We start from the raw sequence: 21,604 nt of genomic DNA, 5'->3' as shown, positions 1-21,604 counted from the left end.
CGTATTAAAATATAAATGGATAACATGCAGTACAAAAGACTTTTCGATTTCCCCCATTATCAACTAGAATTATATCCACGTGAAGACTCTCTAGTTTCAAAAGTTAATGGTGTGTGGGTTAAAACTTCCACGGCATCCTTTGTGGAACAGGCTAACTCAGTTTCAAGAGGTTTATTAAAATTAGGCATAAAAAAGAATGATAAGGTAGCACTTATTTCTACTACAAATAGAACCGAGTGGAACATAATGGATATAGGTATTATGCAGACAGGTGCACAAGATGTACCAGTATACCCTACTATTTCTGAAACAGATTATGCTTATGTTTTAAATCATAGTGAATCAAAATACGTATTTGTTTCTGATAAAGACGTTTATGATAAGGTCATGAATATTAAAAGTCAAGTTCCTTCTTTAATAGAAGTATATTCCTTTGACAACATACCTGGTTGTAAAAGTTGGGAAGAAATAAAAGAATTAGGTAAAGATGATAGCAATCAAAAAGAGCTGGAAGAAATAATGGCGACTATTAAGATAGATGATCTTGCTACCTTAATATACACATCTGGTACGACTGGACGCCCTAAAGGTGTTATGTTATCTCATAAAAACATTGCTAGTAATGCAATGCACAGTTCTAGTCGATTACCTTTAGAACTAGGGGTTTCAAAATCTTTGAGCTTCTTACCAGTTTGTCATATATATGAACGTATGTTACAATACATGTATTTATACACTGGTACAGGAATCTATTTTGCAGAATCTATTGAGAAGATTTCTGATAACCTCAAAGAAGTACAGCCAGAAGTAATGAGTGCAGTACCTAGATTATTAGAAAAGGTATATGATAAAATTATAGCAAAGGGTACCGATTTAACAGGTATCAAAAAGAAATTGTTCTTTTGGGCTGTAGAATTAGGATTAGAATGGGAACCTTATGGAGCAAATGGATGGTGGTACGAGCGTAAACTAGGTCTCGCAAAAAAATTAATCTTCTCAAAATGGCAGGAAGCACTAGGTGGTAACCTACTCGCTATAGCAAGTGGTAGTGCTGCTCTACAACCTAGACTAGCAAGAGTTTTTAATGCGGCAGGAGTACCTGTGATGGAAGGTTATGGATTAACAGAAACCAGTCCTGTAATATCTGTGAACGATTTACGTGACGGAGGTTTTAAAATAGGTACCGTAGGTAAAATGCTACCTAATACCGATGTTAAGATTGCCGAAGACGGTGAGATCATTATCAATGGACCACAACGTATGATAGGCTACTATAAGGACGAAGAAAAGACCAATGAGGCTATCGATGCTCAGGGATATTTTCACACCGGTGACATAGGAGAAATAGATGACCAAGGGTTTATCAAAATTACAGACCGCAAAAAAGAGATGTTTAAAACATCTGGTGGTAAATACGTAGCTCCACAAGTTATAGAAAATACCATGAAGCAAAGTCGTTTTATTGAACAAATTATGGTAATAGGTGAAGGAGAAAAAATGCCTGCAGCCTTTATACAGCCTAATTTTGATTTTCTTAAGGACTGGGCAAAGCGCAAGAACATTTCATACAATAACATAGTAGAACTTTGTAAAAATGAACTAGTAATTGCTAGATATAAAAGAGAGATAGAACAGCATAATGAACAATTTGGAAAATGGGAACGTGTTAAGACCTTTGAATTAACTCCAGAAGAATGGACCATTGAGGCAGAGCACCTTACACCTACTTTAAAATTGAAACGTAGAAATATTAAAGAACGATATCAAGATCTGTACGTAAAAATTTATGGATCTAAGATTTAATACGTCTTATTACATAAAAAAAAGTAAAAGCCATGTTCATGACATGGCTTTTTTTATTAGATTACACCCTAAAATAACTAGATAAATCCATCTTTTAAAACAAAATATTTGTACACAATAGTAGATGTAGAAACCACTGGAGGAAAATATAATGAAGAAGGCATTACAGAAGTAGCCATCTATAAATTTGATGGTCATGAAATTATTGATCAATTTGCTAGTCTAGTTAATCCAGAAAAAGAGATACAACCCTTTGTAGTTAAATTAACAGGTATCAATAATGCCATGTTAAAACGCGCGCCTAAATTTTATGAAATCGCAAAAAGAATCATAAATATTACAGAGGGCTCAACCCTAGTTGCACATAATGCAGGCTTTGATCATCGCATGCTTCGGTTAGAATTTGATAGATTAGGTTACAAATTTGAACGTCCTACACTATGCACAGTAGAACTAGCACAAAACTTACTACCAGACCAGGACAGTTATAATTTAGGTAAATTAACTAGATCACTAGGTATACCACTTACCGATAGACACCGTGCTACAGGTGATGCACTAGCAACAGTACAACTGTTCAAATTGTTATTACAAAAAGATATCAATAAAGATATTATTTCAAAAAGCCTAAAACATTTTAAGCCTATAAAAATAGAACCCAATCTTAAAGTTATAGTCGACAGTCTACCAGCAGTAATAGGCGTTTTTTATGTATACGATGCCTCCCGTAATATTATTTTCATAGGCAAAAGTAAGAACATAAAAAAACGCGTCACCCAACTGTTTACTGGTTCTAATAGAAAATCAAAAGAGATTCAAAAAAAAGTAGCCGAAATTACTTTTGAAAAAACAGGGAGCGAGATAATCTCCATATTAAAAGAACACATTGAGGTAAGAAAACACAGACCAGTTTACAATGGTAAAATTAAAAGAAATAACTTTTCTCACGGTCTATACATATATTATGATACAGATCAAGTACCACATTTTTATATAAAATCTGTAGTTAAAGATGTTAATCATATCATCACTTTTTCTTCTTCTAGATCTGGTAATAGTTTTTTAGAAAAATTAGAAAATAAATATGGTAGATCAATTAAGGTAAGGAAATTAATACCAGATGACTCTAGAAAAAATATCGATCAAAACACCTCTGTTACAGAATCATTAGAGGTACTCAATAAGACAGTAAGCGATATTATTACTACCTATAGTCTTAAAGGTACCAGTAAGATATTAGTTGATAGAGGTAGAGAAACTAGTGAACGCAGTGTCATTTTGATAGAAAATGGCAGGGTTACAGGTTATGCATTTGTAAATTTAAGAATACAAATGACAGATATTAAAATGTTAAAAAGCCTATTAACACCTGTAGAAGATCATGGTCAGGTATTGCATCTAGTAGCTACTTACATGCGCCATAAAAAGATATATCAAATTATAGATTTATAATAGTTACGCTTTCGCGAAAGCGAGAACCAAAACATTAACTTAATACAATTTAAAGCCATGCAAGCAAAAGGAAGATTATTTCTTATCCCAGTAACATTAGGCGATATAAGCCCTCTAGAGGTACTACCATTATCCATAAAAAAAGTAGTTGAAATGGTAGACCATTATATAGTAGAAAATGAGAAAACAGCGCGAAGATTTATAAAAAGTATACACCCAGCAAAAGCACAGCCTATTTTAAGTTTTTCTACTATTAACAAATTTACTGAGTCTAGCGAGTTACCAGCATTCTTACAACCGTGCCTAGAGGGCAAAGATATGGGATTGATGAGCGAGGCTGGTGTACCTGGAATCGCAGACCCTGGCGCAGATGTAATTGCCATAGCTCATGAAAAAGGAATAAGAGTTCAACCCTTGGTAGGACCTAGTTCTATACTTATGGCTATGATGTCTAGTGGCCTGAATGGACAAAATTTTGCTTTTAATGGCTATTTACCTATTGGAAAACAAGAAAGACGCAAAAAAATAAAAGAGCTAGAAAGTTTTTCTATAAAATATAATCAATCCCAGTCTTTTATTGAGACTCCTTACCGCAATAATAAAATGATCGAAGAGATTCTAGTCTCTTTAAATGGTAATACTAAAGTATGTATAGCATGTGATATTAGTTTACCTACAGAGTTTATAAAAACTCTTACGGTAGACTTATGGAAAAAACAAATTCCAGATTTACATAAAAGACCAGCCATTTTTATAATTCATGGATAAGTAGTTTTAATTTTACTGAGAGATATAATGATAAATTAAGGTGGAGAGCAACTCATAAATACATATATATAATTACCTCTTTTATTGCTATTTTATAAGGGCGTCACCATATAAGATATCATTCTTTTATAAACCGTTGTTTTACAGTGTTTTTTTTTAAAGAAGATGATCTAAAAATCGGACTTTTCTAACTGAAATTAGGGTTTAATTTTAAATAAATTACTAAGAAATACAGACATTAAACTCTTAATAAAACGTCCTTTTCTTTATTCCCAAAGTGTAGAAGATGATTTATTTTATTATCGTATTCTACAAAGCGATCTAAAAGAACTTGTATCAAACTTTAATCTCAAGAGACAGTAACTACTGGTGCTTTAAACATCACAGTTGCTGCTCTCATAGAAAACTAGCAGAACAACGCAACAGCAATCTTTATTATAAGTTCTTCTATGATACATCTTTAGGTTTGAAATGTTGACTAACTTTAAAATCAACAGCCAGATAGGTTGTGAGTTTACTTAATCCTAAGCTGTAGATGCGATAGAAAAAATTTGTATGGTAAAATGAGGTAATTTGATCGATAGTCCTCAGCAAGTCACAGTAGAGATTAACTATTATAAAAGTGCATTGCATCATTCTAGTGTACAGAAGTAGTATTGTAATAGATATAGGTAGATGAGTCTATCAAACTAGAGCTAGAAGTAAATGTAACAAGCTCTAGATCAATAGTATTAATTTTATAGAACACTCACACTTCAATAACAGAACAAGCTTTGAGGCTGCTGTTTAAAAAGCATAAAGTTTAACAAAAAGAAACACTCAAGTACCTAGTTATGATGCTATACATGCGACATGCAAGAACATAAACTTTGTGAACTGTCTAGTTGTTAAAACTGATTATAATCGCAAGGAGAAACTCAACAAATTTTATACTAAAGAAAAAAGCTAGAAGCTGCTATTACCTAAGAACGTGACACCTGACCAGGAGATAATTCAGGAAATAAAAAGTAAAGTTATCAAATCAAAAAAAGATAAAAGAACGAAATGCTTTTGATTTTCTTAGGTATCCATACATGAAACACTCTGGAGGTAGACAGATCTACGCATATACTAACGCAATAAGCAGTACAATTATCGCAAATTAATCTGGAAAATCTTAAGGAATACGAGCATAAATTTCAAATTAAACTACAAAAAACTACACAATTAATCAGAAATCACATCAAAGTCAAAACAATAGATAGATAGTTAATAACGAGGACGTACACATGAAGACTATTTTCTTAATGTGCCTAAAAATGGCCATCAGAAATGATCGCCATTTTAAGTATATTCTTAATATTATTTAAAATTAAGTGGTTACCGTTTTTTTTTAGTCAAATTACTAAGTTCACTCACCTTATTTAATAATTACTTGTATAGAGTGTGCAGGCTGGTTAGCTAGTAAAACTATACCTGGTGTGGTCATAGCCGTTGTTACTCTATCTTGTGGTCCAGGAGATTGAGAATATATAATATATTCAGTCCTCTCACCTTTATTGACCTTTACTTTAGTAAAAGAAAAACCGCCAGTAGTTTTTTGTCCCATGGAGGCCACTATTACAGACTGATTTTTAAAATCTACAACAGGTAGTTCAAAATTAGGTGATCTCGTTGCGTTGATCTGTTCATAGAGAGATTTCAGGTCTTTATTGTTATCGATAACATAAGCACCTTCTTCTATCATATTAGTATTACTTTCTTTTAGGATCGTAATAAAGTCATCTCCGCTAGATTTAAGGGTCTGGTTAACTATTCCTTTTTTACTACAGCAAGAGCTTAGACTAATTAGACTTAGTGCCAGTAAGCACGTTTTCATATAATTTTTCATATTGTGGTATTATGTTTAATATATCATATTGTTGCGCTTTTGCAAAAGCGGCATTCTTAAAATCACTTAAAACCTTATCATCTTTTAAGATTTCAATAGCATTTGCTGCCATCTCGTCTATATCACCGACGTTACTAGTAAAACCAGAAACTCCGTTTTCATTAACCTCTGGAAGACCACCTGTGTTAGAAGAAATTACAGGTGTACGATTTGCCATGGCTTCTAGTGCTGCCAGTCCAAAACTTTCTTTTTTAGAAGGCAATAAAAATAGATCTGAAAAGCAAAGGATGCGATCTATTTCAGTACTATTTCCCACCCACTTAATTTTCATTTTTAAACCAGCTTCATTTGCATATTCTTCTGCGGCAAATCGTTCTGGGCCATCACCTACCATGATGAGTATAGAAGGAATTTCTTTCTGTACTTTTTCAAATATTTTGATAATATCCATCACCCTTTTAACAGGTCGCATGTTAGAGACATGAGTAATAATGCGCTCTTCTGGAAAAGCCATTACAGACCTATCACAGTCTTTAAACTCTGTCTTATACAAGGACATATCTATAAAATTAGGAACTACATCTATCTCTTTCTTTATATCAAAAAGTTCTAATGTATCTCTTTTTAAACTAGCTGATACTGATGTAACGACGTCACTATTGTTTATACTAAAATTTACCGATGGTTTATAAACTGGATGATTACCTACTAGTGTTATATCTGTACCGTGCAAAGTGGTTACCATGGGTATTATAATACCTTGTTCTCTTAACATTTGTTGCGCCATGTAACCGGCATAAGCATGTGGTATAGCATAATGTACATGAAGCAATTCTATGTCATATTCTTGTACTACATTAACCAGTTTACTAGATAAAGCAAGATCATAAGGCTGGTAATGGAATAAAGGATATTCTTCTACATTTACTTCATGAAAAAATATATTTCTAGATAACAACTCTAGCCTTACTGGTTGTTTATAAGTAACAAAATGTACTTCATGTCCACGTTGAGCGAGCGCCGTGCCTAACATGGTTGCGACTACTCCACTACCACCAAAGGTAGGGTAACAAACTATAGCTAGTTTCATTAATAATTTTTTAGTCTATGATCGAGTCATAGATTATTTGCTGTATTTTAGTTCTTATGTTTTCTTTAATGATAAACCTGTTTCCAGCATCTGGATGCACGCGGTTAGATAAAAATACATAAACTATTTCTTCTTCTGGATCTGCCCAGGTGTATGCGCCTGTAAATCCACTATGACCAAAACTACTTTTACCTACGCAACCACAAGTGGGTCCTGATACTTTTAATTGTGGTTTATCAAACCCCACACCACGTCTCACATCGTTTTCACAGTAGTAACAGGTGTTAAATTTATCTATGGTTTCTGGTCTAAAATACTGTCTACCGCCATAAGTACCACCTTGTACATACATTTGCATCATTTTTGCTACATCATTTGCTGTAGAGAATAATCCTGCATGACCACCTATACCGCCTTGCATGGCAGCACCTTGATCATGTACATAACCATGTAAAAGTTGTCTTCTAAAAAGGGTGTCACTTTCTGTAGGAATTATTTGATTCAAAGTAAATTTCTTACGTGGTAAATAACCAGTACGATTCATACCTAGAGATGCATAAAAATGATTCTGAGTAAGCTCGTCAAGATTTTTATTATAAAACTTCTCGATGTATTTTTTCATCAAATAATAAGGTAGGTCGCTATATTTGTATTCTAGCTTATTCCTTAGATCACTATTTTTAATAAGATTAAAAATAGTGTCCTGTGCCTGCTTATTTGTGTACATCCCTTTTGCTACCTGTATATCATAACCTTGTTGTCGTTCATTACTATAATATTGCGATAACGGTAATCTAGTTACTGAATCTAATGTGTGAATGTAAAATGGTATCCATGGTTTAAAACGGCCATAATGGGATAACATTTTTTTTACGGTAATTTGCTCTTTATTAGAACTGGTAAGACCTATATCAAGCGCAGCAATAGAGTCTTCTAGAGACAACACATGAGCCTCTTCTAGTTCCATAACCAGTGGTAAAGTACCTAGAATTTTTGTTACTGAAGCAATGTCATAAACATCACTTTCACTTACTTTATTTTTTTTATCATAGGTGTGGTAACCATATGTTTTATTAAGAATAACCTTACCACGTCGTGCCACAAGAATTTGCATACCTGGTGCTCCTTTTTCATCCATAGTATAATTAGCAATACTATCTATTTTTACCACCATGTTAGGATCTAACCCTACACTAGATAGATTATGTCCATAAGAAAGTCTCTTAACATGGTTTACTTTAACACCTTCATTTACATGAAATAATCCAGAGCTTACTGGTAACGTACCTACTGCATCTCTTGCGCCAAATATAATTTGAGCACTCACCTCTTGACTCATTTTACTATTTTGGTAAGACATGACTATACTTTCAAAGTTTTGGGCAGTTTTAATCTGATCTAGCATATACGGTCTTACAAAACCGTCAAAAATAACATCATGTTTCCTTGCTATTTCATACAACCACGTGAGCTCTTGATGTTGTAATTGGTATGGTTTCCATGGATTTTCATTACTTCTATGCAGTCCTATTATAACCGTATTGTATTTTTCTAACATAGTAAGTAATACATCTAACTTATCTGCTACAACCTTATCGACATTTGTATACCTGTTCAATTCTTTAAAAAAAACATCTCCACTATCATCTCCTAATTCTATATAAGCGATTTTCTTCGTTTCTAGGTTTTGAAGAGGTAAAATGTTATCCTTATTTTTTAATACGGTAATCGCCTCAGATATAGCCTTTTCATAAACTACATCATCTTGTTCTGTATTGAGATCTTTTACAAGGTTAGAAATAACAATAGGTTGGTAATTATGGAGACCTACCACATACTTAGACATTAAAATTTTCTTTACAGAATAAGCTAGTCTTTCTTCAGTAACTTCACCACTGGCGATAGCCTCAGTAATTTTTGTTATAGACTTAGGTATGTTTTCAGAAATAAGTAATACATCATTACCAGCTTTAAAACCAGCAAGATCAATCTCTCCCGGTGCACTGAAGTTACTAGCACCTTTCATATTAAGAGCATCGGTAAAAATAAGACCGTTAAAACCTAATTTAGTTTTCAATATATCGGTTACCACTTTATGACTTATACTTGTAGGATAACCGGCACGTGGCTCTAGACTAGGTATATTTAAATGAGCTATCATCACACTAGCCATACCTTGCTCAATCAGTTTTCTGTAGGGATATAATTCTACACTATCTATACGCTCGGCCGTAAAATCTACAGTAGGCAAGGTCTTATGGCTATCTTGATCTGTATCTCCATGACCAGGAAAATGTTTTGCACAAGCCAGTATTCCAGTACTTTGCATACCTTTCATAAAAGCACCAGCCTTATCAGTCACATTGTACATATCTTCACCAAAACTTCTATTACCTATAATAGGATTCTTAGGATTTGTATTGATGTCTACATCAGGCGCAAAATTGATATGAACGCCCAGCCTTTTACAGTGCTCACCTATACGCTGTCCTACTTCATAACTAGAAGTATTACCAGGCGTAGCGCCTAGCGTCATGTTCCATGGAAAAGCATAAGTATCTTCTAGACGCATGGAAAGTCCCCATTCTGCATCCATAGCGATTAACATTTTAGTCTTAGATATTGCTTGTAACTCGTTAGTTAAATAAGCCTGTTCTACTGGACCTCCTTTAGAAAAAATAATCCCACCTATTTTATATTTTTCTACTAGATCACGCACATAATCTTCATGGGATTTCCCTTTATTAGAGAACATATCTACCATAAACAGCTGCCCTATCCTTTCCTTTTGGGTTAGACTATTATAAACACTATCCACCCAGTGCATTTGAGCCACAGAATCGATGGCAATAAGAGGCTTATTATTCGTTAATTGCGCTTGTGATGTGTACGCTTTCGCGAAAGCTAACATTACAAAAAGCAATGATACATTTTTAAATTTCATATAATAGATCAAGAATTTTAAATAAGAAAATCAACAACCATTCCTTACTCGAAAGATACCGAAAAGAAAAGGACTGTATAAAAAAAATTAAAAGTAATCTGATTTTCTAGTGTTTTATGAACTAAAATAATATCTAAAAAGGATAAGCAACTATACGATGTTCTTAAAATTATCAATGTTATAAAGATAAAATGCTATCCCATATAAACAACTCAAATTAATGGAACCTAGAGTCTTGTGAGTACTTTAAACATACAGACAACTTAAGAATCAAAATAATGCATGTACTTCATCATTGAGTGGCTAGGATCTCTATTAAAGTAATCGATATAGACCACAACTCTGGTCCTAATAGAAAATCATTTTTAGAAAAATCTAGAATGCCAGCTATCACTAGCTGGTACTTCCCAGTGTTCTTTATATTCTCCTACTGTTTCTACTAGATTGTTAAAAACTATAGTTTTAGGAGAGACTGATTTTGCTTTACACATTTTTTTGAAATCTGCTAGATCTTTATGTGCGACATACTGCCCATTTTTAAAAGTAACATTCATCTTATCCATTAAATCCACACGATATGCTTTTTCTATAGACTGTATAAATCGTACACTTGCATCTATAGAACAACCTGTAGCACCGGCCTCTGACTGGTCCAGTCCTATAACTATAAATCTGTTATAAGGGTAGTCCACACCTGCTATAAGATCCTTACCATGAGCAGTCCACTTCTGTAAAAAATTATCCATTTGAGGTTTCAACTCATTGATCTCGTCGGTTGTAAAAGGTCTATTTGCTTGGTAAATCCATACTCTTGCATCGTCTGGAAGATCTTTAAAATTTGCGTGCATAATTTATTTTCATTTTAAAATAAAACAACTCATTATAATTCATAAAACCTCTAACAATAAACAAAACAGTTAAAAGCCATGAGGTAAAAAGGCTATTGATACTAACTATTACGTACCACAAATAATTATTAAATAACAAAGATGGTATACATAGACATCGTTTTAAAAGACGTTATATATGGCCGCATTATAAACATTACTAGTTTTAAAAGAACAACCACAACACTAACAAAAGCCAATATAAGCATGGCTACAAAAAGTAAAAACATAATAACGTTTCCTATCAAAAATAGTATTTAAGATAGAATAAAGCACAAGTATAATTTTAACACTTCAAGAAATATTGATGAAAATTAAACAGCTCCATTATCTTTATTATTTCTTTTTCATAGACCACCATATAATACCAGTAACTAATAAACCGAACATAATAAAATCAATAGCAAATTTAAGAATACTAAAATCTGCGTCTTCACTAATTTGATAAAAGATGGACATGATTATGGCATAAACAAGACCGCCAAAGGATCCTGAAAGTACTATACTTTTATAATCTAGCTTTTCTTTCAAATTAATCTTCTATTAAATCAATTCTATCTAGAACTAACATATTGCGATATTCACCTATACGTGGGTCATAAATATCTAGTTCGATAGAGGTAAATATATAAGAATCTCTGCCTTTTACAGCGTCTTCTAGTAACTCATCATTATCCACATAAGTAAGCCATACCACATTATGCCTGCGGCCGTCTTCATCTTTTATCTCAAATGTAGTAAACTTCTTACCGTCTGTTTTTACTATCTTACCAGTAAACTCAATATATTCTTGTTCTTCATTATCCTCTTCTACCTCCGTATCATTTTGCGCTCCAGCAATCATCATAAAAATCTCCATCGCTGGCGGACACGATACTGCTAGTTGAATACCTACCTGCTCTCCTATATTAGAAACGACTTTTTGATCTGTAAAATCCATATTATTTTCATTATAATATGCTTCATCTTCAGAATAGACTTTCATTAAACACATACCGAATTCTAATTCGGCTTTTGATTTAGTATCCACTCCTTCTTTACTACTTATACATTCACAAACGCCATCACTCATTTTTTTGATGGCTACCTTATTTAATTCCTGCGCATTTGTGACAACAGCTGTCATAAATACGATGCTAAGTAGTATTAGTTTTCTCATCTATAAATCTGCTGCGCTTGCTATTAATTCTGCTACATCCATAACTTCTACTTGACCTTCTTTTTCTACAGCTTTAACACCGTCTGTGATCATTGTGTTACAAAAAGGGCATCCAGCAGCTACAATATCTGCACCTGTGTCTACCGCTTCTTCTGTGCGCTCTACGTTTATGTCCTTATCTCCTTCTTCTGGCTCTTTAAACATTTGGGCACCACCAGCACCACAACATAAACCATTGCGACGGCTACGTTTCATTTCTATAAGTGCAGCGTCTAGTTTTTCTATTAACTCACGTGGCGCCTCATAAATATCATTTGCACGACCTAAGTAACATGGATCGTGATAAGTGATTTTTTTACCTTTAAATTTACCACCTTCTATGGTTAACTTACCGTCTGCAATTAAATCCTTAAGAAAAGAAGTATGATGTACTACTTCATAGTTACCTCCTAATTCTGGATATTCATTTTTAAGCGTATTAAAACAGTGTGGACATGCCGTCACTATTTTTTTAATTCCATAACCGTTTAAGACCTCAATATTCATCATGGCTTGCATCTGGAATAGAAATTCATTTCCAGCACGTTTTGCAGGATCTCCAGAACAACTTTCTTCAGCTCCTAAAACAGCAAACTCTACACCTGCCTTATTTAAAAGTTTTACAAAAGCCTTTGTTATTTTCTTTGCTCTATCATCAAAACTACCACTGCATCCCACCCAAAATAAAACCTCTGGTTGTTTGCCTTGCGCTATAAATTCTGCTGCTGTAGGTACTACTAAATTATTACTCATATTATGAAAATTATGAATCCATAAAGTATGAATTCAGAAAAGGTATTTTTTTTATTATTAATTAAAGGGACTTTTTTTTGCAAAAACAAAATCCTTAAAATTATTTATGGTTTTTAAAAACCTCTATGGTAGCTTCTTTTTCTACTAGGTGTGTAAATTCACCTGTATAACGAGTCGCTCTAACCATATGATTATCTATCCAGTGATAATTACCACCTCTAGGTTTACCCATTAATAAACTATGAAATTTAAACCCATGTTTATTTAACCAGTCTGTAGTTACATCACGGTGCTCTTCTGTTCTAGAAGTAAAAAAACAAATAACGTGACCCTGGTCATACCACTCATTAAGTGTTTTTAAAGCATCAGGAAATGGCGCACAGGTCGCCATTCTTTCTGGTTCTTCATTAGGCACATCTTCTGTAATCGTGCCATCTATATCGATAAGATAATTCTTTACTCCTTCTGGAAGTACTGGACTAGCTAGTGTTCCATCTTCATTAAGGGCTTCATTAAACTGTTCTTTACTCATAATTTACTCTTTTGACCAGTTTAAACGGTCCATTTGATTATACGGCCATGGAGCACCATTATTTTCTATGTTACCCATAGTTCCATTAAGCTCTGCAGGTGCCGCACTGTTTTCTAATACTAAATATCTTCTCATCTCCATTATAATACTCAATGGATCTATGCCTATAGGACATGCCTCAACACACGCGTTACACGTAGTACAAGCCCATAATTCCTCTGGTGTGATATAGTCGTTTAATAAAGTCTTACCATCATCTTTCCACTCACCTTCTTTATTAATTACAGCTCCTACATCTTCTAGCCTATCACGAGTTTCCATCATGATTTTACGCGGGCTCAATTTTTTACCAGTAATATTTGCTGGACATTCTGAGGTACAACGTCCACATTCTGTACACGTATATGCGTTAAGTAATTGTACTTGATCGAGATCAAAAATATCATTTGCGCCTAGTGCAGCAGGGACTTCGTCTGCCTCACTTGCGTCTGGTGCAGCAAATGGATCTGCATCTGGATCCATCATCATTTTCACTTCTTTAGTAACAGCCTCCATGTTAGTTAACTGTCCTTTAGGAGTAAGTTTTGCAAAATATACATTAGGGAACGCAAGCATAATATGTAAATGCTTAGACCAGTATAAATAATTTAAGAAAATAAGAATACCTACGATGTGCAACCACCAGCACGCTCTTTCTATAATATGTAAAGTTTCAAAACTTAAACCATCAAATAACGGCGCGATAAAACCACTGATAGGAAAACTACCTGCGTTAATATAATGTAACGCTGCCTCGCTAGTAAACTGTCCACTTAGAACACCTTGTTGTATGGTAAAGTCTGCAGCGTTCATGGTTAAAAACAACGACATTAAAACTACCTCAAAATAAAGAATATAATTAGCATCATTTTTAGGCCAGCCTTTAAGCTCTCCCATAATGAATCGTTTAATATTCATTACATTTCTTCTTATCCAGAATATAATTACAGACGCCAGAACTAAAAATGCCAGGATCTCAAATGTTGCTATTAAAAAGTCATATACACCACCTAGGAATGGTGCAAATATTCTATGCTGTCCTGTAATACCGTCTATAATGATTTCTAGAACTTCTATGTTAATAATCACAAATCCTACATAAACAACTATATGTAAGAAACCGGCTACTGGTCGACGCACCATTTTAGATTGCCCTAAAGCGATACGTGCCATTTGTGCAAATCGTTCCCCTTTACGGTCAGAGCGATCTACTTCTCTTCCTAGTTTAATATTGCGAATCATTTTTTTAATGTTACTCGCAAAAAATCCTACTCCAGCAATAAGGAGTACTGTAAAAATAATATTAGGTATATATTCCATGATTAACTATTGTTCTCTTTGTTCTGGCTTTTCATATTCTCCAGGGTTTTTTCCAAATACAGAAAAGTGTACATAACGCTTAGGATTCAATTTAATATCCTGCATCAACATTTCTGCCTGTCTAGTGGTTCTCTCTAGATTATTATAAAGTTTATCATCGGTCATTAATTTACCGAGACTTCCTTTTCCTGATGCAACATCATCCAGAACTACATTAAATTTAGAAATAGCATTTTCTAATTCTTTTACCGTACCAGCTATTTCTACTTGTGCCAGTGTATCAGATATCGCTGCAAAATTTCTAGTAGTCACATCTAGATTCTTAATCGTACTATTCAGTTCTGCCTTATTATCTGCAAGTAAAGAGCTTGCATTTGCAGAAAGTCCTCTTATTTCTATAAGGGTTTTATTCACTTCTTCCAGACTATTAGTAATAGCCTGTCTAGTTTCTGGATTTAATGTTTGATTTACGGCAGTAAGTACAGAGTCTGCATTTACAATCATGCTTTCTATCTTATCCTTTAATGGTAAAAACTCCTCCATTACTTTACCCTGTAAACCGTCGTCTGTATTAGATTTAAGAGTATCTCCAGGCTGGGCAGCTCTTGCTTTACTTTCATAATTAGGTACGATGGCTAGCGCTTTACCACCGATAATACTAGTACTATAAACAGAGGCTATACTTTCTGAAGAAAATTTAAAAGATTCATTTACATGAAACTTTACCAGCAACCTACCAGAACTGTCTAAAAAATCAATATTATCGATATTACCCACACGCAAACCATTAATAGTAACAGGTGCAGACGACGTGAGACCCTCTACATTATCATATACCGCATAAAAGGAACGATCATCACTCAAAAGATTGCGCCCTTTTAAATATTGATAACCAAAAATAAAGAGTCCTATGGCTCCCACAGCAAGCATTCCAACTTTAATTTCCTTTGAAAATTTCATTTATATACTTTTCTACGAAGGTAAAGATACGGCAAGCTTATTTTAAATAGACTAACATTTTTTTATGAATTATCACAACCTATACCGTTTTCCATTCTTATAAAACACGATAAATGCTGATTTATAACCCTTTGCGACGGCTTTTTTGTGTAAAACTGACACCTTTTTTAGGCTAGAAAAATTTCCTGTAAAGTATCGATATATACCACCATCCTTTTCTCTAGAGATATCTGGCAGCTTATTAAAGTTGTAAGACTTTGCATCCAGTCTCTTACTACTCGCACTTATTTGCACTTTGTAAATAACATTACTAGCGGCAGGCTCTATAACCGCAGATGTATTAACCTGCCCTACCTCAAAAAGATTAATATCTCTTGTTTTTTGATAATCCAGGACCGCATTATAAATAGATGATGCTACTTTTTTCTGTCCAGCGCTGCTTTTTAAAAAATTACGCTCCTCTCTATTAGTGAGAAAACCAGTCTCTATAAGGACGCTAGGCATATAAGAAAGTCTCAACACAGCAAACCCTGCTTGCTTCACACCTCTGTTCTTGCGCTTTAAATCCTCGGTAAATCGTTTTTGAACATTTGCACCCATTTCTATACTATTATCTAGGTATTCTTCTTGCGTCATAAGATTAGTAGCAAAGCTAGAAGCATCATTTAGATCAAAACCTACATACTTTTCTTTATAATCTTCTTCTAGTAAAATAACAGAATTCTCTCTTTGTACCACCTCTAGATTATCTGCATTTCTATGAATTCCCAGCACCCATGTTTCATTACCTTTGGCCTGAGTAGCGGCGGCCGCATTACAGTGTACCGACACAAAAAGGTCTGCTTTTGCATTATTTGCTATGTCGGCTCGTTGATGTAATTCTAGAAATTTATCAGTTCTACGTGTGTACACCACTTTAATATCTTGATGTGACTCGAGTTTTTTACCCAGTATTTTCACCACTTTAAGCGCTATGTCAGACTCTTTTATGTGGCCTACATGTTTACCAGGGTCCTTGCCACCATGGCCAGCATCCAGCACAACTGTAAAAACCTTTTTAAGATTAGTTTTTGTAGAATCGATCGGTATATTTGCAATCGATAACACTGGAATAATGATTAAGGCAATAATAAGATATAACTTCGTTTTCATAGTAAACTTATGAGTGGTGAATGTGTTTTTTATTAATTCGCTTTCGCGAAAGCGTAATTATCATAAAACGCTTAAATTTTATATGTAATTTTGACATTTCAAAAACCAGACCATTTCTAACAACGAAAATAGTACAACCTAGATTGCATTTACATTTAAAGCATATATTTTTTTTAACGCTCTTTTTAATAGGAGTTACTACTGCTATAGCCCAAGAGTTACCAGAAACTGGGACACCTATACCAGTACCACCACCTACTCAAAAAATAGAAGAAAAAAAGCCGACAAAGACAGGAGTTAAAAATAACGACCTTAAAAAAGTAAACGACAGCATCGTTAACGACACTATAATAAAACCCAAAGCCCTTATAGAACACATAATAGAATCTACGGCAAAGGACTATAAACGCATCGATAGAAGAGCAAATACCGTCACCTTATACAATGAAGCAAAAATCACGTACGGTGACATTACCATAGAAGCTGGTATTATAATTATAAATAATAATACTGGTAATGTAACAGCCTATGGTATAGTGCAGGATTCTCTAGGTTACACACAAAAACCTGTCTTTACACAAGGACCTAATGTAGTAAAGCCAGACTCCATAGTATTTAACAAAGACACTAAAAAAGCGCTCACCTATAATTCCAGCACTACACAAGGAGAATTTGATGTAGTAGCAGACGTGACTAAAAAAGTAAACGATTCTGTTTTCTATATGAAAAACGCACGTTTTACCACTTCTAAGAATCCAGATAATCCAGAATATTATTTTCTAGCACGTAAAATAAAATTTGTCCCAGGTAAAAAGATCGTTACCGGTCTGGTAAACATGTACATTGCCGACGTGCCCACGCCACTAGGTTTACCATTTGCTTATTTCCCTATGACTACAGAGCGCAAGAGCGGTGTCGTTATCCCATCATTCGGTAACAATAACACACAGGGATATTTTTTACAAAACGGTGGTTATTATTTTGCCGTTAACGACTACATGGATCTTAACGTATTAGGAGACTATTTTACAAACGGTAGTTACGGTGCACGAGTAGAGAGCAATTACCGTGTGAGGTATAAATATAACGGCAGCTTGCGATTTTTATATGAAAACCAGTTACAAAGCGAGCGTGGTTTTTCTGACTTTTCACAAACCTCTCGATATAACATTAACTGGCAGCACTCACAAGACAGCAAGTCCAGTCCTAACTCCACATTTAGCGCCAGTGTAAACCTAGGTAGTAGTGAGTTTTATAGAGAATCCTTTAACCAGACTAATCAAAGCGCTACACTAGTAAATAACCTGAGCAGCTCCATATCCTACTCAAAATCATTTAGTGGAGAACCTCAAGTAAACCTGAGCGCTAGTGTAACTCAAAATCAAAATACTAACACAGACATCGTAAACCTTACACTACCTACCCTACAAGGTAGCATCTCTAGAGTCTATCCTTTTGCACCTAAGGAAGGCGCAAAAAAAGGAATAATTCAAAACATAAATTTACAGTATAATTTAAGAGGAGAAAATCGCATTACTACAAATGGAGACGACTTCCTCACAGAAAAAATGTTTAACAACGCAGTATCTGGTTTACAACACAGCATACCAGTCGCGACTAACTTTAAAGCAGGATACTTCAGTTTCAGTGCCAATGCAAATTTTCAAGAAAACTGGGTGTTTGAAACCTTCAGACAGAAATTTGTAGAAGATGAAAACGGAGTTTTTGAAACCGTGACAGACACCATAAGCGGTTTTGACGCATACCGCACCTACAGTTATGGAGCAAGTGTAGGTACTACCGTTTATGGTAACTGGAAATCAAAAAATCCAGAATCAAAAATACAGGCCGTACGACACATCATACGCCCTAATTTAAGCTACAGCGCAAATCCTAGTTTTGAGCAATACTACGACCGCGTGTTAACAGAGCAAGGTCTAGACGCTCCTACCAGAGAAGAGCAGTTCTTCAGCCGTTTTCAAGGGACTTTATTCGGCGCACCAGGACGTAATTTTTCTAGTAGCGTTAATCTAGGAATACAAAATAACATAGAGGCCAAAGTACGCGATCAAGATTCCACAAAAACAGATCTACGCAAAGTACAAGTACTCAAATCACTATCCCTTAACACCTCCTATAACATCGCAGGAGATTCCCTTAACTGGAGCCCGGTTACACTGCGTGGTGTCATACCCATAACTAAGAACATAGACCTTAACTTTGATGCAAACCTAGATCCCTATGCCTTAGATAACAATAACAACCGTATCGACACCTTTAACATAGATAACGGCGGTAGTTTATTTAGAATCACAAGAGCAGGAATACGTACTAGCTTTAAACTAAGCAGTGAAGACTTTAAAAAAAGTGACACAAACAGTAATAAAGAAAAATCTAACCAGCGCACCCTTAAAAATGGTGGTCGCGATGACGACCTCTTCGGCGAGTCCATAGACCACAGCAGTGAACAAAAACAAGAGCCCATAAAACAAGACGTAGACATAAATAAAGACCGTTATAAATTTGACTTACCCTGGTCACTTAACTTTGCCTACACCATGACCTATAACAACGCACAACGCCAAAACGAGATCAACCAGCAAAGCCTCATGGTAAGCGGTGACCTAGAACTATCCCCACGATGGTCCATAGGAGGTAATACCGGTTATGATTTTGCAAATAAAGGCATCTCCTTCACCACCTTACGTTTTCAGCGAGATCTAGAAAGTTTTACCATGAGTTTTAACTGGACACCTATAGGCCCCAGAAACAGCTGGTTCTTCTTTATAGGTATTAAAGCGAGTGCATTGAGCGATATTAAATGGGACCAGCGCAAACAGCCAGACCCAACATTTTAACATCTATTAAACAGCAGCTCCTACCCTACAGACTAAGTACATAGTAAATGCAATAGTAAAATACCGCTTACGCGAAAGCAGAACACCTAACCAACTCATTACACCATCACACACACCTATAAGACCAACCAGTTGCGTTGGTCTTTTTTACATCAAGAAATAATAAAAGCGCTAGCCGATATTAAACGTTTAATTAAAAAAAGTTCTCATATACACCTAAAATCGCAATACATAAAATTTGACAAAAAAGTTCTCATATACACCCCATATGGTATAGTTAGTTAATGGTTTTTATGTATATTGCTTATATATAACAGTTACCCACAAGCTGAAAGCCAACCGCATATTTTAGCACTTTCGGTTTTTTCCGACACACAATTCCAACGCTTAAAAAACCAAAAGAGCTAAAATTTCCCAACGCTTGAGAATTATGTATTTAAGTATTTGCTTAAATAAGAAATAACATTATCTTTGTTTTATGGAAAATAATTCTTGCATAAGACAACAAGCCGATATTGAACAAATAAATCGTTGCAAAGAAACAGTTTCGGAATTAAGCGAATCTTTCGACTATTTGGCAAACGGACTTTCATTAGTCGGAAACAGCGTTCGACTGAAAATACTTTACCTACTATTTGAGGAAAAAAGACTTTGTGTTTGTGATTTAAGCGACATTCTCGGAATGAACATTTCTGCTATTTCTCAACATTTGAGAAAAATGAAAGACCGAAATCTATTAAAAACAGATAGAGAAGCTCAAACAATTTTTTACTCACTAACTGCTGAATATGAAAGAATGTTAAATCCATTCTTTGAAATACTCGATAAAAACAAAATCTTGGAAACGATATGAAAAGTGAAAACAAATTAATTGGTGCAGGTTTGTTAACCGCAATTACAGCTTCATTATGTTGTATTACACCAGTTTTGGCTCTTATCGCAGGAACAAGCGGAATTGCTTCAACATTTTCTTGGATTGAACCTTTTAGACCTTATTTAATCGGACTGACAATTTTAGTACTTGGCTTTGCTTGGTATCAAAAACTTAAACCTCAAAAAGAAATAGACTGTGATTGTGAGACGGACGAAAAACCAAAATTTATTCAATCAAAGAAATTTTTAGGAATTGTAACTGTATTTGCAATTGTGATGTTGGCTTTCCCATACTATTCAGGGATTTTTTACCCAAATACAGAAAAGCAGATAATCGTAGTTGACAAATCGGACATTAAAACAACGGAATTTAAAATCAGCGGAATGACTTGTGCGAGTTGCGAAGAACACGTCAATCACGAAGTAAACAAACTCAACGGAATTGTTAACTCAAAAGCGTCTTACGACAATGGAAACGCAATCATTGAATATGACAAGACCAAAACCAACGAAACTGAAATTGAGAAAGCAATTAATTCAACAGGTTATAAAGTAACCGACAAAAAAGAAAATTAATGGAAACTATATTAAAATCTGAAATAACTTGTCCAAACTGCGGACATAAAAAAGTGGAAGATATGCCAACAAACGCTTGTCAATTTTTCTACGAATGCGAAAATTGTAAAAAGGTTTTAAAGCCAAAAGAGGGAGATTGTTGTGTTTATTGTTCTTATGGAACAGTAGCTTGTCCACCAATTCAAGAAAATAAAAGTTGTTGTTAAAAAGCCAACGCTAAAAGCCATACACATTTGCAATTCGCTTCAGCCAAAACGCAAGCCAAAAATTGCAAAAGAGTATGTCTTTACCAACGCTGAAAACCAAGCTGAACGCAATAAAGCCAGTGGGTAACAACGTATATAAAAAATAGCGGTTTAGGTGCAAATCTGAACCGTTTTTGCTTTTAATTAAGTATCTTACTTTCCGAAAAGTTAGTGCTTTTAAATCCGCTACTTTTCATATACAAGACCGTTGCAAAAAATCAAAGATTTCGCAACATTGAAATTCACCGATTCATTTATATCTAGGATTATAATAGTTGTGTTAT

Annotated in this window: 18 protein-coding genes; 7 read left to right on the top strand and 11 right to left on the bottom strand. The window is 34.6% G+C overall.

All coding sequences use genetic code 11. The features are described 5' to 3' along the window. The first annotated feature begins 24 nt into the window (after positions 1 to 24). The 3 genes from Q0838_RS12085 to Q0838_RS12075 all read left to right on the top strand — a co-directional run bounded on the left by Q0838_RS12085 (position 25) and on the right by Q0838_RS12075 (position 4,023). On the top strand, positions 25 to 1,803 hold the full coding sequence (locus tag Q0838_RS12085; protein WP_298955460.1) for a long-chain fatty acid--CoA ligase: 1,779 nt from the start codon (positions 25 to 27) through the stop codon (positions 1,801 to 1,803). A 108-nt stretch (positions 1,804 to 1,911) separates the two neighbouring features. Beyond that, positions 1,912 to 3,255 carry an exonuclease domain-containing protein gene (locus Q0838_RS12080; RefSeq protein WP_298955457.1) on the top strand — a complete coding sequence of 448 codons (1,344 nt, stop codon included), beginning with the start codon at positions 1,912 to 1,914 and terminating at the stop codon, positions 3,253 to 3,255. 57 nt (positions 3,256 to 3,312) lie between these two features. Further along, the gene (locus tag Q0838_RS12075; RefSeq protein WP_298955455.1) at positions 3,313 to 4,023 is read left to right on the top strand and encodes an SAM-dependent methyltransferase; all 711 of its coding nucleotides are present in this window, start codon (positions 3,313 to 3,315) and stop codon (positions 4,021 to 4,023) included. Positions 4,024 to 5,422: 1,399 nt separating this feature from the next. On the opposite strand, the gene Q0838_RS12070 is transcribed toward Q0838_RS12075, so the two are convergent. From Q0838_RS12070 to Q0838_RS12020, 11 genes are all read right to left on the bottom strand, one after another. Continuing rightward, positions 5,423 to 5,881, bottom strand: coding sequence for a protease complex subunit PrcB family protein (locus Q0838_RS12070; RefSeq protein ID WP_298955452.1), 459 nt, complete (start codon positions 5,879 to 5,881; stop codon positions 5,423 to 5,425). Further along, positions 5,847 to 6,983 (bottom strand): N-acetyl-alpha-D-glucosaminyl L-malate synthase BshA, encoded by a 1,137-nt coding sequence (bshA, locus tag Q0838_RS12065; protein ID WP_298955449.1) that lies wholly within the window; start codon positions 6,981 to 6,983, stop codon positions 5,847 to 5,849. The genes Q0838_RS12070 and bshA overlap by 35 nt, the downstream gene beginning before the upstream one ends. A gap of 10 nt (positions 6,984 to 6,993) precedes the next feature. Beyond that, positions 6,994 to 9,927, bottom strand: a complete 2,934-nt coding sequence (locus Q0838_RS12060; protein ID WP_298955446.1) for a glycoside hydrolase family 3 N-terminal domain-containing protein — start codon at positions 9,925 to 9,927, stop codon at positions 6,994 to 6,996. A gap of 365 nt (positions 9,928 to 10,292) precedes the next feature. Next, positions 10,293 to 10,775 (bottom strand): ABC transporter ATPase, encoded by a 483-nt coding sequence (locus tag Q0838_RS12055; RefSeq protein WP_298955443.1) that lies wholly within the window; start codon positions 10,773 to 10,775, stop codon positions 10,293 to 10,295. Positions 10,776 to 11,150: 375 nt separating this feature from the next. Further along, positions 11,151 to 11,345: a hypothetical protein gene (locus Q0838_RS12050; protein ID WP_298955441.1), complete on the bottom strand. Its 195-nt coding sequence runs from the start codon at positions 11,343 to 11,345 to the stop codon at positions 11,151 to 11,153. A gap of 1 nt (position 11,346) precedes the next feature. After that, positions 11,347 to 11,973 carry a hypothetical protein gene (locus Q0838_RS12045; RefSeq protein WP_298955439.1) on the bottom strand — a complete coding sequence of 209 codons (627 nt, stop codon included), beginning with the start codon at positions 11,971 to 11,973 and terminating at the stop codon, positions 11,347 to 11,349. Beyond that, on the bottom strand, positions 11,974 to 12,765 hold the full coding sequence (locus tag Q0838_RS12040) for a (Fe-S)-binding protein (RefSeq protein WP_298955438.1): 792 nt from the start codon (positions 12,763 to 12,765) through the stop codon (positions 11,974 to 11,976). A 100-nt stretch (positions 12,766 to 12,865) separates the two neighbouring features. Beyond that, positions 12,866 to 13,297 (bottom strand): phosphoheptose isomerase, encoded by a 432-nt coding sequence (locus Q0838_RS12035; protein WP_298955436.1) that lies wholly within the window; start codon positions 13,295 to 13,297, stop codon positions 12,866 to 12,868. Between the two features lie 3 nt (positions 13,298 to 13,300). Beyond that, complete coding sequence (locus tag Q0838_RS12030) at positions 13,301 to 14,656, bottom strand: (Fe-S)-binding protein (protein ID WP_298955434.1); 1,356 nt, start codon at positions 14,654 to 14,656, stop codon at positions 13,301 to 13,303. A gap of 6 nt (positions 14,657 to 14,662) precedes the next feature. Further along, a complete protein-coding gene (locus Q0838_RS12025) occupies positions 14,663 to 15,616 on the bottom strand; it encodes an MlaD family protein (protein ID WP_298955432.1) in 954 nt (317 codons plus the stop codon). Positions 15,617 to 15,688: 72 nt separating this feature from the next. Next, on the bottom strand, positions 15,689 to 16,768 hold the full coding sequence (locus tag Q0838_RS12020) for an N-acetylmuramoyl-L-alanine amidase (protein ID WP_298955430.1): 1,080 nt from the start codon (positions 16,766 to 16,768) through the stop codon (positions 15,689 to 15,691). A gap of 143 nt (positions 16,769 to 16,911) precedes the next feature. On the opposite strand from Q0838_RS12020, the gene Q0838_RS12015 reads away from it, so the two are divergent. From Q0838_RS12015 to Q0838_RS12000, 4 genes are all read left to right on the top strand, one after another. Next, entirely contained in the window at positions 16,912 to 19,626 is a 2,715-nt protein-coding gene (locus Q0838_RS12015; protein WP_298955427.1) for a putative LPS assembly protein LptD, read from the top strand. Positions 19,627 to 20,104: 478 nt separating this feature from the next. Next, a complete protein-coding gene (locus tag Q0838_RS12010; RefSeq protein ID WP_298955424.1) occupies positions 20,105 to 20,479 on the top strand; it encodes a metalloregulator ArsR/SmtB family transcription factor in 375 nt (124 codons plus the stop codon). After that, positions 20,476 to 21,075, top strand: coding sequence for a mercuric transport protein MerTP (gene merTP, locus Q0838_RS12005; protein ID WP_298955421.1), 600 nt, complete (start codon positions 20,476 to 20,478; stop codon positions 21,073 to 21,075). The genes Q0838_RS12010 and merTP overlap by 4 nt, the downstream gene beginning before the upstream one ends. Continuing rightward, the gene (locus Q0838_RS12000; protein WP_085766308.1) at positions 21,075 to 21,281 is read left to right on the top strand and encodes a GDCCVxC domain-containing (seleno)protein; all 207 of its coding nucleotides are present in this window, start codon (positions 21,075 to 21,077) and stop codon (positions 21,279 to 21,281) included. The genes merTP and Q0838_RS12000 overlap by 1 nt, the downstream gene beginning before the upstream one ends. Positions 21,282 to 21,604: the final 323 nt, after the last annotated feature.

The sequence above is a fragment of the uncultured Nonlabens sp. genome, assembly GCF_947495285.1.
In the GTDB taxonomy this organism is placed as follows: domain Bacteria; phylum Bacteroidota; class Bacteroidia; order Flavobacteriales; family Flavobacteriaceae; genus Nonlabens.
The sequence above is the reverse complement of the archived record's forward strand: the minus strand, read 5'-3'. Positions and strand labels throughout refer to the sequence as shown.